Below are 12235 nucleotides of genomic sequence, written 5' to 3' on the forward strand. Positions count from 1 at the left end.
AGACTTTGTGCACTGCAAAAAAGTCTTTGGACCCCATGTCGCTTACATTAGAACAAGTTAAACGCATCGCCCATCTCGCCCGCATCGAGATCAGCGATGGCGAAGCGCTGACCACGCAGGGTCACCTCAATGGCATCTTCCAGTTGATCGAGGAGATGCAGGCCGTCGATACCCGCGGCGTCGAACCGATGGCCCATGCCCAGGATGTCAGCCAGCGCTTGCGCGAGGATGCCGTCACCGAAGGCGACCGTCGAGCTGGCTATCAGGCCGTCGCCCCGGACGTCGAAGCGGGTCTCTACCTCGTGCCGAAGGTGATCGAATGATCAATAAGAGCTTGAAGCAGCTGTCGCAGGCCTTGGCTGCAAAACAGATTTCCAGCGTCGAGCTGTCGTCACTCTTTCTCGACCGCATCGAACGCCTGAATCCCTCGCTCAACGCCTTTGTCACGGTCGACCGGGAAAAAAGCCTGAAAATGGCATTGGCCGCCGATGCGCGCATCGCGGCCGGTACTGCCGGCCCGCTGACCGGTATCCCTATCGCCCAAAAGGACATTTTCTGCGCCGAAGGCTGGACGACGACCTGCGGCTCGAAAATGCTGGCCAATTTCGTCTCGCCCTACGACGCGACGGTCATTCACAAAATGCACACCGAAGCCGGACTGGTGTCGCTCGGCAAGACCAACATGGACGAATTCGCCATGGGTTCGTCGAACGAAACTTCGTTCTTCGGTCCGGTGCGCAATCCGTGGGATACCAGTCGTGTGCCCGGCGGCTCTTCCGGCGGTTCGGCCGCCGCCGTCGCCGCCCGTCTGGCGCCCGCCGCGACGGGCACCGATACTGGCGGTTCGATCCGTCAGCCGGCCGCGCTGTGCAATCTGACCGGTCTCAAGCCGACCTACGGCGTCGTATCGCGCTACGGCATGATCGCCTTCGCCTCGTCGCTCGACCAGGGCGGCCCGATGGCGGCCAGTGCCGAAGATTGTGCGTTGCTGCTCAACACGATGGTCGGTTTTGACGAGCGTGATTCGACTTCGCTGGATCGCCCGGTCGAGGATTACACCCGCGATCTGGAAAAGCCGCTGAACGGTCTGCGCATTGGCCTGCCCAAAGAATTCTTCGGCGAAGGCTGCGATGCCGAGGTGATGGCTGCCGTGCGTGCCGCGATTGCCGAATACGAAAAACTCGGCGCGACGACGGTTGAAGTCTCGCTGCCCAACTCGCATCTGTCGGTGCCGGCCTATTACGTCATCGCGCCGGCCGAGGCGAGTTCCAACCTGTCGCGCTTCGACGGTGCCCGTTACGGTTATCGCGCTCCCGAGTACGACAATCTCGAACAGATGTACGAAAAGACCCGCGCCCAGGGTTTCGGCGCCGAGGTCAAGCGGCGCATCATGATCGGCGCCTACGTCCTGTCACACGGCTATTACGACGCTTATTACCTGCAGGCGCAGCGCATCCGTCGCCTGATCGCCAACGATTTCGTCGAAGCCTTCAAGTCCTGCGACGTGATCATGGGGCCGACCTCGCCGTCGACCGCCTTCAAGCTCGGTGAAAAAGCCGCCGATCCGGTTCAGATGTACCTCTCGGACATCTACACGATTGCCGTGAATCTGGCCGGCTTGCCTGGCATGTCGATTCCCTGCGGGTTTGTCGGCGGCTTGCCGGTTGGCCTGCAGTTGATCGGCAACTATTTTGCCGAAGGGCAATTGCTCAACGTGGCCCATCGTTATCAGCAGGCGACCGACTGGCATCAGTGCCGGGCGGCCATCGAATAGGCATGTGGCGGCGCCTGCTGCTTGTTGTCGTTCTGGTAGCGGCCGGTTGTGCCGAGGTCGAGAAGCAGCCGGAAATCGTTGCCGCCGAAGAGCCGGTGGTCGACAAGCCGGCGGCGGAAAGCAAGGAGCCGAAGTTCAAGAACTCGACGCTCAAGTACTTGGCCAATCGCAACCTCAAGCCGCAGCCGACGCGCCCGCTCAATGTCCGCTCACGGTGTACACACCGCGACGCGATCGGCACGCAGACGCGGCTCGACCTGCTGGTCAAGGAAGCCCAGGTCAAGACCTTCGTCGCCCAGGTCAGCATGAAGGGCCACGGCACCTGCCGCTTTGACCTCAACGAGTTCGATCAGGTCGAGAAGATGCCGCAAGCCCTGCTCCGCCACAAGAAACAGTCGGATTGCCTGGTTCGCATGTGGGAGCAGGGGCCGAAAGTAACGATTGCATTCAACAGTTGTCCCAAGTCCTGCGACGGGCAGGCCTTCGACTATCTTTGGCCGATCATGGTCGAGGCGAAGAGCGGACATTGTTTCTGAAACGGATGAAGCCATGAATCAGTGGGAAGTAGTGATCGGCATCGAAACGCACGCGCAACTGGCGACGGTTTCGAAGATTTTCTCGGGCGCCTCGACGGCCTTCGGCGCGGAACCAAATACCCAGGCGTGCGCGGTCGACCTCGCCTTGCCAGGTGTCTTGCCGGTGCTCAACAAGAAGGCGGTCGAGTGCGCCATCCGCTTCGGCCTGGCCATTGGCGCCGAAGTCGCCCAGAAATCGGTATTTGCTCGCAAAAACTACTTTTACCCGGATCTGCCCAAGGGCTACCAGATCAGCCAGATGGACCTGCCGGTCGTCGTTGGCGGCAACATCACGGTGCAGGTCGGCCAGGGTGACAAGGCTTACGAGAAAGTGGTTCGCCTGACGCGCGCCCACCTCGAAGAAGATGCCGGCAAGTCGCTGCACGAAGATTTCGAGGGCAAGTCGGGCATCGACCTCAATCGGGCCGGCACGCCGCTGCTCGAAATCGTTTCCGAGCCGGACATGCGATCCTCCGATGAGGCCGTCGCCTACGCCAAGTCGCTGCACGCGCTGGTGCAGTGGATCGATATCTGCGACGGCAACATGCAGGAAGGTTCCTTCCGCTGCGACGCCAACGTTTCGGTGCGCCCGAAAGGTCAGGCCGAATTCGGCACCCGGCGCGAGATCAAAAACCTCAACTCCTTCCGTTTCCTCAAGGAAGCCATCGACTTCGAGGTTCAATGGCAGATCAATGAAATCGAAGAAGGCCGCAGGATTCAGCAGGCCACCGTGCTGTTCGATCCGGATGCCGGTGAAACCCGCATGATGCGCAGCAAGGAAGACGCGCACGACTACCGCTATTTCCCCGATCCCGACCTCCTGCCGCTGGTTATTTCGAGCGAATGGATTGCCCGTGTCCAAAGCGAACTGCCGGAACTGCCAGTGCAGATGCGCGAGCGTTTCATTAGCGAGTTCGGGCTGTCGAACTACGACGCGACGACGCTGACGGCCAATTCCGAAATTGCCGCTTTTTTCCAGTTGACCGTGGGAATCGCCGGAAAGCAGAACGCCAAGCCCTGTGCCAACTGGGTCATGGTCGATCTCGCCGCCCGCCTCAACAAGGACGGCAAGGAAATCGCCGAATCGCCGGTATCGGCTGCCCAACTGGCTGGCTTGATCCGGCGCATCGCCGACAACACCATCTCCAACAACATCGCCAAAAAGGTTTTCGAGGCCCTGTGGAATGGCGAGGGGGCGACGGCTGACGAGATCATCGACCAGCAGGGCCTCAAGCAGATCACCGACAGCGGTGCCATCGAGTCGCTAGTCGATGCAGTGCTGGCGGCCAATCCGGCCAATGTCGCCGAATTCAAGGCTGGCAAGGAAAAGGCCTTCAACGCGCTGGTTGGTCAGGTCATGAAGGCAGCCAAGGGCAAGGCCAATCCGCAGCAGGTCAATGACCTGCTCAAGCAAAAACTGGCGGGTTGATCAGCGAGCCGGTTGAGCCGTACCGGTTGGTGCGGCTGGCGAGCGGCGGGTCAGTTCGTAGTAGCGCTTGCGGTCGGTGTCGTACTTGGCCTTGATAACGGCAAAGTCCCGCTTCTTGATGTCGAGCAATTCCTGCTGCAGTTTGATTTCGTGGTCAATAGCGCGCAAATCCCGTTCCAGGTCTGGCGGCAAGGCTTTTTTCTTGTAGAACTCGGCCTCGTCCTCAAACTTCTTGCGCTTGGTTTGTGCCTGGTCGATGCGTGTAATGGTCGCCAGAATGGCCAGGTTGACGTCAGCCTCGGCCTTGCGCTGAGCCAGGTCGATGTCTTCGGGCATCGCATAGGTATCGAGTAGCGCCTGGTCGCGCCGCCGCTGCTCGCGACTGGCATTTTCAAGCACCTTGCGCCGCTGGTTTTCAAGCGCCTGTTCGGTTTTTTGCTCCGGCGTCAGCGGCGGACCAACTTCCTTGACGACGTTACCGCCGCTGTCCAGCACACGATAGGCGCGTCCCCGGCACTGTTCCGGCAACATGTCGCCGCAGACCCGGCGCCCCGTGCTGGGATCATGACAGCAGTAAAACTCCCCCGCCGCTTGCGCCGAGCCAAGCGAAACTAACAACAGCGGAGCGAAAAGCAGCGTTTTACGCATGGATGCCGTACTGCTCGCGGTAACGGGTAACGGCGTCGCGATGGGCGGCAAATTCTCGATGGTCAGCCAGGAAAGACATCAGGTCATGGAGCCCGGCAACAGCGATGACCGGAATGCCATAGTCGCGCTGGACTTCCTGTACCGCCGACAGTTCACCCTGGCCGCGTTCCTGGCGGTCGAGCGCAATCAACACGCCCGCCGGGGTGGCGCCGGCGGCGCGGATCAGTTCGACCGACTCGCGGACGGAGGTGCCGGCCGAAATCACGTCATCGACGATCAGCACGCGACCGCGGAGCGCTGCGCCAACAATGTTGCCGCCTTCGCCATGATCCTTGGCTTCCTTGCGGTTGTAGGCAAAAGGGAAATTGCGGCCGCGCTGGGCCATGGCCATGGTGATCGTGGCGACCAGCGGAATGCCCTTGTAGGCCGGGCCAAACAGCATGTCGAACTGGACTCCGCTGGCTTCGGCCGCTTTCGCGTAGAATTCGGCGAGGCGGCCAAGCGAATTGCCATCATTAAACAAACCAGCATTGAAGAAGTAGGGCGAGAGTCTTCCCGCCTTGGTTTTGAATTCGCCAAAGCGCAGTACCTGGCAGCTCAGCGCAAATTCAATAAATTCCTGACGAAAATCCATATTTTTCCATTCTATCCGACCGGGAAAACCGGGCCGATCATTGCACAATGTTACGCATCATCTCCCTGAATCTCAATGGTATCCGCTCTGCCTGGAGCAAAAATGTCTTGCCTTGGGCCGCTTCTCAACACGCCGATATTTTTTGCTTACAGGAGCTGAAAGCACAATTACCTGACTTGACGTCCGAAATGATGGCGCCGGATGGCATGCACGCGTTCTATCACTGCGCTGAGAAAAAAGGTTACAGCGGTGTCGGCATTTGGAGCAGGCAGAAGCCTGACCGTGTCATCGAGGGTTTCGATGGTGGCGAGTTCGATGCCGAGGGCCGTTATATCCGGGCGGATTTCGGGAATCTGTCGGTGATTTCGCTTTACCTGCCCTCTGGTTCTTCTTCGCCTGAGCGGCAAGAAGCCAAGTTCCGCTTTCTCGAAGTGTTTCTGCCGCACATGCTCGCATTACGGGCGGAAGGGCGGGAAATAGTCCTGTGTGGGGACTGGAATATCGCGCATCAGGCGATTGATCTGAAAAACTGGAAATCGAACCAGAAAAACTCGGGTTTCCTCCCAGAGGAGCGTGCCTGGCTTAGTCGGGTATTTGATGAACAAGGCTGGGTCGATGTTTATCGATCTCTTTACCCCGACGTTGGCGATGCCTCTTACACGTGGTGGAGCAATCGCGGCCAGGCCTGGGCCAAAAATGTGGGATGGCGGATCGATTAGTCACTTGCACAAAATACCTGCATAATCGGGTGTATGAATAAAGACACCCGCGTATTCTCATACAGACGCTTCTCGTCGGGAAGACAAGCCAAAGGCACTTCGCTCGAACGGCAAACACGGCTTGCCGAAAACTGGTGCAAGGAAAACGGCTACACGCTGGACGAGAGCCTTTCCCTATCCGACCTCGGCGTCTCCGCTTTCAAAGGCGACAATGCAGCCCGTGGGGCTTTGGGGGCGTTCATTGCCGCAATCGAAGCGGGGAAGGTGCCGAAAGGCTCAATCCTCCTCGTCGAATCCCTTGACCGTCTTTCGCGGGCGACCCTCCCCGAAGCCGTAACCCTGCTCATGGAAATCGTGAAGACAGGCGTTCGCGTCGTCTCGATGGTCGACAACAAGGAATGGAACAGCGAGACGATCCAAGACACGATGTCGTTCATGCTGTCCGTCCTGCTCTTCTCGCGAGCCCACGAAGAGAGCAGCACGAAAGCGAAACGGGTCTCCGCCGCATTTCAAAGCAAGCGGACAGCGGGGCTTCCCGTGGTCTCGAAGATGCACGGTGGCGGATGGATGCAGCCGAAAACCGACAAATCGGGATGGGAACTCGTTCCCGACCGAGCCGAATCCGTCCGCAAGGTCTTCGAACTCGCCGCAAGCGGAAGGGGCGGCGTCGCCATCACACGCATCGCGACGGAAGAAGGTTGGGCAATGCCGTGGCGAGAGAGGATGAACACGAAAGGATGGGAACATACGGGCGTTTCCCGACTGCTTCGCGACCGTCGAACGCTTGGCGAATGGCAACCGAAGCGGATGGTTGGTGGAACCCTGACGCCCGACGGCAACCCAGTTCAGGGATACTTTCCCGCAGCCGTTCCGGAAGATCTTTGGCATCGCGTCCAAGTCGCTCTCAAAGGACGCACGGGACCGAAACGAATCAGAGGCGTAAACGCGGACGTCTTCACGGGTCTTTTGTATTGCAAATGTGGCGAACGGATGGAACGCAAAGCCGCAAGTTCGAGAGGACACGCCCGATATTATTGTCTTGGTCGGAAATCGGGACGGACGAATTGCCCGACCGTCGGCGAACCGGCAATCATCCATTCGGTGCTCTCGAATCTGAGCAAATTCGAGGAAGAAGCGTTTCGGGACGACACTCTTTCGGAAGCGATACGCGAGCGAATTCGCATTGCGGAGGAGCGGGCGGCGGATGCGAAAAACAGAGCGGAGCGAATCATCCTCGCAATCGAGGAAGGCGGAAATTCGACGATGCTCCTTCAACGGCTTTCGGCAATCGAAGCGGAAGAATCGAAAGCGAAATCGGATCTTGAAGCAGCACGCGAAGAACTTGCAAGCGTCCCGACAATCGGCGGGGAATGGGGAACAAATTTCGTCGTCAAAGCCCAAAACTGGATTGCGGACAAGACGAAAACCGAAGAGCGTTTCAAGTTGTCGGATGCCCTTCGAAGGGTCATCGACCGCATCGAATTTCACGAAGACGCCGTGATGATTTATCAAGTCTCGGGAGTCGGAATCGCTCAGAACATCCCACGAGAATTTCTCGAACGAGCGAAACGACGAGATGCCGGAATGAGTCGCGAGGAAGTTGCAGCGAAGGCAAAGGCGATGTAGCACGTCCGTTTCGTGCTCGCCGTAGTCCCATCTAGCACGCTCGCTTTGTGCTCGCTGTAATCACATCTACGATGCGGGAGCGTGCTCGGCGTGCTCTCTGTCGGCGTTCCATTTCGTGCTCGCAGAGCATTCATGTAGACCGTTCCACCTGTATTCGCCGTGCTCGCTTCTATGATGCTGTGGCGTGCTCGACGAGTTCGGAGACCTGTCGCCATCGTGTGCTCGCTGTGCATTTGAGTGGGGATTCTCCCCGTGCTCGGCGTGTTCGCCTCGCCCGTATTCGCTGTGCTCATCATAGGCAGAGCACGCTGTGCTCGGTAAGTCCAGGGCAAGATGGAGGTATAGGGCAAATGCACTCCTTCGGAGATGCGACGAGAGCAAGCGACTTCCGCCACCTATGCGTTTGCCCATGAAATCCAACTGAAAGCCGCATCAACACAGGTTAACCGCCGTTAAGAGGTTTTGCCGTTCGTCGGGAAATCGTCTTTTCGACTTGCGTCCCTCCATCCTTCCGGTAGACGTATGTCATGACCATTCTTTTCAAGGAGGTAGTCATGACAGAACCAAAGAAAGCCCGCGTCCTCAAATCCGTTCGTTGGAACGCCGAGATTTTCGAACAACTCGAAGTCAAGGCAAAGGCTGCTGGTGGATTCAACAACCTGATGAACACCATCGCCGCCGAATGGCTCGGCAAGAGACCGGCGGGAACGGTCGAGACCGCTGAAATCTCATCCCGCATCGCCCGCGAAATCGAGGCGATTCTGACCGGCAAAACCATCGCGAAGCCGACGGCACCCGAACCCGAAAAGGCGTTGGTGCTTGCCGAAGAAAACCCGATGCCTCCCGACATTCTCGACGAAATTTCGATCTCGAAGAAGCAGCCAAAATACGACGAGTGGGGCAACATCATCCTTGCTGTTTCCAAAGACAAAAAGGACGGTCCGAAGGACAAGGGAGCCAAATTCATGGTAAATGCGAATCCCGTTTATTGGTATATCCCCAAGGACTTCATTCCCAAAGCCGACATGGCATATTTCGAGGAATGGTTGGCATGAGACGCGAAAAAGGCGACCCCGTGTACATCCGCCTTCGTCGAGAAAACGAAGCCGAGATTCGACGCTTCGCGACGGAATACGGCATGGCGGTTTCCGACGCGATTGATATCGCTGTGGCTTCGTTCGTCCGCGATGAACGATTGGTAAATCAGATTGCCGACCTGCTCGAAAGTTCGGCGAAGCGAGCATGACATGGCGGCTCGCTTTCAGAGAATCAAATCCGAAAATGTAGCCGCAACCGTCGACTATCTGGTCAACAAAACGGTCGACTATTACACGGGTGTTGGTGATGCGGAACCGCCAGGATTCTTTCTCGGCAATGGTGCCGAATTCCTGCAAATCGCAAACGCACCGATAACCAGAACCGCCCTCGAACGATTCTTTCGAGGTCAAGACCCCGCAACTGGAAAAAAACTCGTCGAAGACCGGAAGAACCGCTGTCCCGGCTATCAGATGACCCTGTCAACCCCGAAATCGGTTTCTTGTCTGTGGGGACTGACCGAGAGCGAGAAAGAACGGAAACGCATCGAGAAGGCTTTGGACAATGCGGGACGCAAGGCACTCGACCGCATCGAAAGGGAACTTGAATATCGTCTGGGAGCCGAAGGCTACGACAAACGGAAAGTCGCGGGCATTCTCGCAGCCGTCTTCCGCCACGGCGATTCGAGATTGGGCGACCCCCATTGGCATTGGCACATCGAACTCGCCAATGTCGCATGGCAGGAGGACGGCAAAACATCTTCGCTATCGACAAGCAGGCTTCTCGAAATCCACAAGTTGCTCGATGCGACCTATCAACGGGAAATCGCTCGCGAGTTGCGTTCCATAGGCTACGACATCGAGGAACGCCATTTCAGGGAGAACGGCAAGAACGTCCTTCGGATGAGCGTTGCGGGCATACCCGATAATGTCGTCAAACGGTTCTCGAAGCGTGGAGACGAGGTCAACACCGCTCTCGACGAGATGAGAGAGCAGGGGAAAACCATCACTTCGCAACGGCACAACCAGACCAGCCGCCAGACGAAACGCGAGAAGAAGACCATCGACAGGAAGACCCAGTTCGACGGGTGGCGGGACGAAGCCGCGAAGCAATGCGGCTTCACGCTCGACACCAAGACATTGAAAATGGCGTTGGCAAAGGACTTCAAGCCGAAAACGGACGCGGAAATCGTCTCGTCGTTGCTCGACAAGCATTCGACCTTCGACAAGGACACGTTGGAAACGCTCATCGCGGGGATGGCGACCTACGACCCCGCAGCCGATTCAGATCCGGATTACATCGCCAACAGGACGCGGCGGATTCTGATGTCTCCCGACCTCCTGCCGTTGCAGACGGCGAACCGCAAGTCCACCAAGGTCTTGTGGACATCGAGGGAATTGCGGGCGATGGAGGAACACATCATCGCCTATTCCGTATCGACGCGGGACGACCGCAGACACGCCAATACCGTTTCCGCCGAACTGCTGGACGACATCATCGCCAAGACGAAAACCGAAAAGATGGGGAAGGCTGGGAAGAACTGGCGGGAAAAGTCATGGGAAAAGCAGGAAGCCGCCGTGCGACACCTAGTCCACGGTAGTGGACGTGTCGCCGTTCTCGTCGGTGCCGCTGGTGCGGGCAAGTCGAGTTCCAGCGAACTGGCGGTCAAAGCGTTCGAAGCGGCTGGCTTGAAGGTCTTCGGCTCGTCCGTGTCATGGAAAGCAACAAAGAACTTCGAGAACGAAGCGGGAGCCAAATCAAGGAGCCTTGCGAGCCTTGTCCAAGCCATCAAAAACGGCAAATCGCCGCTGGACGCTCAAAGCGTCGTGTTCGTCGACGAACACGGCATGGCGGGAACGCAAGACACCGCCGTCCTGCTTCGCGAATGCGAGAAAGTCGGAGCCAAGGCAATTCTCATCGGGGAAGCCGAACAACTCGTCCCCATATCGTCGGGAGCAATTTTCGCCGCCATCCAGACCGCTTTGGAACGCGAGGCGGGCAAGATGGGAGAAGGCGAAGGGGTAGCCATCCTCGACCAAATCAACAGGCAACAGAACGCTTGGCACCGCGATGCGGTCTATGCGATTCGTTCCGGCGATTCCGAAACGGCTTTGACGGCATTCGAGGAACACGGATGCCTCGCTGTCGCCGAGAACAAGACCGACGCGACCAAGCAAGCCGTCGACGCATGGTTCGAATCCCGAGACCGTTGCGGCAGCGGAAATGTCCTGATGCTCGCCGCGACCCGTGCGGAGGTTCAGACCTTGAACGAACTTGCCAGATCCGAATTGAAGGAGCGAGGGGAAATCGGGAAAGCCGATTTCGGCGTGATGGTTTCGCAGGGGGAAATCGAGGGCGTGATGGATTCCTACGCCATTCGCGAGATGCGTTATTTTTCCGAGCGTGAGCGGGTGATTTTCAAGAAGAACGACCGCAACGGGCTGGGAGTCATCAACGGCGACGAGGGAACCATAGAAAGGCTGACCAAGACCCGCGATGGCGTCCGCTTCGTCGTCAGGATGGACGACGGGCGGAAGGTCGAATTCGACTCGTCGAAATACGACAGTCTCGATTGGGCGAATGCCCGTTCCGTTCATTCGGCACAAGGTCTGACGGTTTCCGAATGCGTGTTTCTGATGGATGCCGAAGGCGGATTGCTCAATCGCAATTTGGCTTATGTCGGGTTGTCCCGCTCCAAAGGCGAAACCCGCATCTTCACGGCGACCCCCGACGACCTCGCCACGGTTGCCAAACGCGACGGCGGGAAGGGGACAACGCTTGATTACGCCCTCGCCGAGGGAGACCGACAGGCGTTCATCGAGAACACCTTGTCGACGGCGTTGCCCGTGGACACCATCGGACAAGCGATCGCACACGGCACTCCGGAACAGTTGCGAGCCATCATCGACGCGAACCGCGAAGCCCTTCAAGAGAAGGACGAGCACGGAAACAACGCCCTTCACCTCGCCGTGTTCCACGGGAACGTGGACGCCGCCCGCGTCCTGCTGGCGGAGGGCATGAACCCCGACGAACCGAACGGCAAGGGACACACGCCCGCAAGCGATGCGGCGAAGAAGCCGCTTGCCGACGCGTTCGGCATCGCTTTCGACATGGCACGCAAGGAACGGGCTGAAGCCGTCGCACTGACGACCGAAGCCGCCTTGGCGGCGACAACCCTCCATCAACAGCCTGACCGCACCAAAGAACTGTCTTCGAAACTCGAATCCATGATTAAAAACAACATGCCCGACACCCAGAAGGGGCTTGAAGTCGCGGACGATTGTCGAGACATCATCATCTACATGGAGAAAGGCGAAGATGTCGGCGAGCGAGTCGGGAAACTGATGTTCCGTTCGAACGGCGAACGGCAAGAGGAAGCGGCGGAAACGCTTCTTCACGTCGCAGCCTTCGCCGACAGCGTCGCAGCCTTGAAAATCGCTTTGGCTCACGGTGCCGACATCGACTCGCAGGACATCGAAAATTTCGACTGCACGGCTCTGCATGTCGCTTGCTACAACGGAAACGAAGATGCGGCGAAGTTCCTCATCGCCAACGGTGCCGACATCAATTTGACGAACGCTGACGGAGCGACTGCCATGTTGTTCGCGGAAGCGGCGGGCATCGAAAGGATTTTCCCGCGTCCCGTCATCGTCCAAGTTCAGACCCCGACAGGGACGAAGACCAAGACGATAAGCAAGAACCGAGAAGACCGCGAAATTGAAATGTGAGCCGCCCGAGCGTAAGAAGGAACGAGATATTCAGTAGGGTGGAAGCGAGATAATTCCGAAACGTAGC

Annotated in this window: 11 protein-coding genes; 9 read left to right on the top strand and 2 right to left on the bottom strand. The window is 58.1% G+C overall.

Features of this window, described 5'->3' with window-relative positions; all coding sequences use genetic code 11:
* Positions 1 to 35: 35 nt before the first annotated feature.
* The 4 genes from gatC to gatB are packed head-to-tail and all read left to right on the top strand — an operon-like array spanning position 36 to position 3778.
* A complete protein-coding gene (gene gatC / locus ADADOO_RS12400; protein WP_511277814.1) occupies positions 36 to 323 on the top strand; it encodes an Asp-tRNA(Asn)/Glu-tRNA(Gln) amidotransferase subunit GatC in 288 nt (95 codons plus the stop codon).
* Positions 320 to 1774: an Asp-tRNA(Asn)/Glu-tRNA(Gln) amidotransferase subunit GatA gene (gatA, locus tag ADADOO_RS12405; protein WP_511277815.1), complete on the top strand. Its 1455-nt coding sequence runs from the start codon at positions 320 to 322 to the stop codon at positions 1772 to 1774. Before gatC ends, gatA begins: the two co-directional genes overlap by 4 nt.
* 2 nt (positions 1775 to 1776) lie before the next feature.
* Positions 1777 to 2310 carry a hypothetical protein gene (locus ADADOO_RS12410; protein WP_511277816.1) on the top strand — a complete coding sequence of 178 codons (534 nt, stop codon included), beginning with the start codon at positions 1777 to 1779 and terminating at the stop codon, positions 2308 to 2310.
* 13 nt (positions 2311 to 2323) lie between these two features.
* Complete coding sequence (gene gatB, locus ADADOO_RS12415; protein WP_511277817.1) at positions 2324 to 3778, top strand: Asp-tRNA(Asn)/Glu-tRNA(Gln) amidotransferase subunit GatB; 1455 nt, start codon at positions 2324 to 2326, stop codon at positions 3776 to 3778.
* Here the strand turns inward: gatB and ADADOO_RS12420 are convergent, their stop codons facing one another.
* Positions 3779 to 4426 carry a hypothetical protein gene (locus ADADOO_RS12420; RefSeq protein ID WP_511277818.1) on the bottom strand — a complete coding sequence of 216 codons (648 nt, stop codon included), beginning with the start codon at positions 4424 to 4426 and terminating at the stop codon, positions 3779 to 3781.
* Positions 4419 to 5060 (bottom strand): orotate phosphoribosyltransferase, encoded by a 642-nt coding sequence (pyrE, locus tag ADADOO_RS12425; protein WP_511277819.1) that lies wholly within the window; start codon positions 5058 to 5060, stop codon positions 4419 to 4421. Before pyrE ends, ADADOO_RS12420 begins: the two co-directional genes overlap by 8 nt.
* Positions 5061 to 5107: 47 nt before the next feature.
* Between pyrE and ADADOO_RS12430 the strand changes: the two genes are divergently transcribed.
* The 5 genes from ADADOO_RS12430 (at position 5108) to mobF (ending at position 12168) form a co-directional block, all read left to right on the top strand.
* Positions 5108 to 5779, top strand: coding sequence for an exodeoxyribonuclease III (locus tag ADADOO_RS12430; RefSeq protein WP_511277820.1), 672 nt, complete (start codon positions 5108 to 5110; stop codon positions 5777 to 5779).
* Between the two features lie 33 nt (positions 5780 to 5812).
* Complete coding sequence (locus tag ADADOO_RS12435) at positions 5813 to 7405, top strand: recombinase family protein (protein WP_511277821.1); 1593 nt, start codon at positions 5813 to 5815, stop codon at positions 7403 to 7405.
* A 527-nt stretch (positions 7406 to 7932) separates the two neighbouring features.
* Positions 7933 to 8460: a hypothetical protein gene (locus tag ADADOO_RS12440; protein WP_511277822.1), complete on the top strand. Its 528-nt coding sequence runs from the start codon at positions 7933 to 7935 to the stop codon at positions 8458 to 8460.
* Positions 8461 to 8480: 20 nt separating this feature from the next.
* Positions 8481 to 8651: a hypothetical protein gene (locus ADADOO_RS12445; protein WP_511277823.1), complete on the top strand. Its 171-nt coding sequence runs from the start codon at positions 8481 to 8483 to the stop codon at positions 8649 to 8651.
* Position 8652: 1 nt separating this feature from the next.
* Positions 8653 to 12168, top strand: a complete 3516-nt coding sequence (mobF, locus tag ADADOO_RS12450) for a MobF family relaxase (protein ID WP_511277824.1) — start codon at positions 8653 to 8655, stop codon at positions 12166 to 12168.
* The last annotated feature ends 67 nt before the right edge of the window (positions 12169 to 12235 follow it).

This window comes from Azonexus sp., from assembly GCF_036170495.1.
Classification (GTDB): Bacteria; Pseudomonadota; Gammaproteobacteria; order Burkholderiales; family Rhodocyclaceae; genus Azonexus.

What these genes read in the sequence shown, in the direction of transcription:
- ADADOO_RS12430 (WP_511277820.1), top strand. Translation starts at nt 5,108, where the DNA reads ATGTTACGCATCATCTCCCTGAATCTCAATGGTATCCGCTCTGCCTGG.
- gatB (WP_511277817.1), top strand. Translation starts at nt 2,324, where the DNA reads ATGAATCAGTGGGAAGTAGTGATCGGCATCGAAACGCACGCGCAACTG.
- ADADOO_RS12410 (WP_511277816.1), top strand. Translation starts at nt 1,777, where the DNA reads ATGTGGCGGCGCCTGCTGCTTGTTGTCGTTCTGGTAGCGGCCGGTTGT.
- ADADOO_RS12420 (WP_511277818.1), bottom strand. Translation starts at nt 4,426, where the DNA reads ATGCGTAAAACGCTGCTTTTCGCTCCGCTGTTGTTAGTTTCGCTTGGC.
- gatC (WP_511277814.1), top strand. Translation starts at nt 36, where the DNA reads ATGTCGCTTACATTAGAACAAGTTAAACGCATCGCCCATCTCGCCCGC.
- ADADOO_RS12435 (WP_511277821.1), top strand. Translation starts at nt 5,813, where the DNA reads ATGAATAAAGACACCCGCGTATTCTCATACAGACGCTTCTCGTCGGGA.
- pyrE (WP_511277819.1), bottom strand. Translation starts at nt 5,060, where the DNA reads ATGGATTTTCGTCAGGAATTTATTGAATTTGCGCTGAGCTGCCAGGTA.
- gatA (WP_511277815.1), top strand. Translation starts at nt 320, where the DNA reads ATGATCAATAAGAGCTTGAAGCAGCTGTCGCAGGCCTTGGCTGCAAAA.
- mobF (WP_511277824.1), top strand. Translation starts at nt 8,653, where the DNA reads ATGGCGGCTCGCTTTCAGAGAATCAAATCCGAAAATGTAGCCGCAACC.
- ADADOO_RS12440 (WP_511277822.1), top strand. Translation starts at nt 7,933, where the DNA reads ATGACCATTCTTTTCAAGGAGGTAGTCATGACAGAACCAAAGAAAGCC.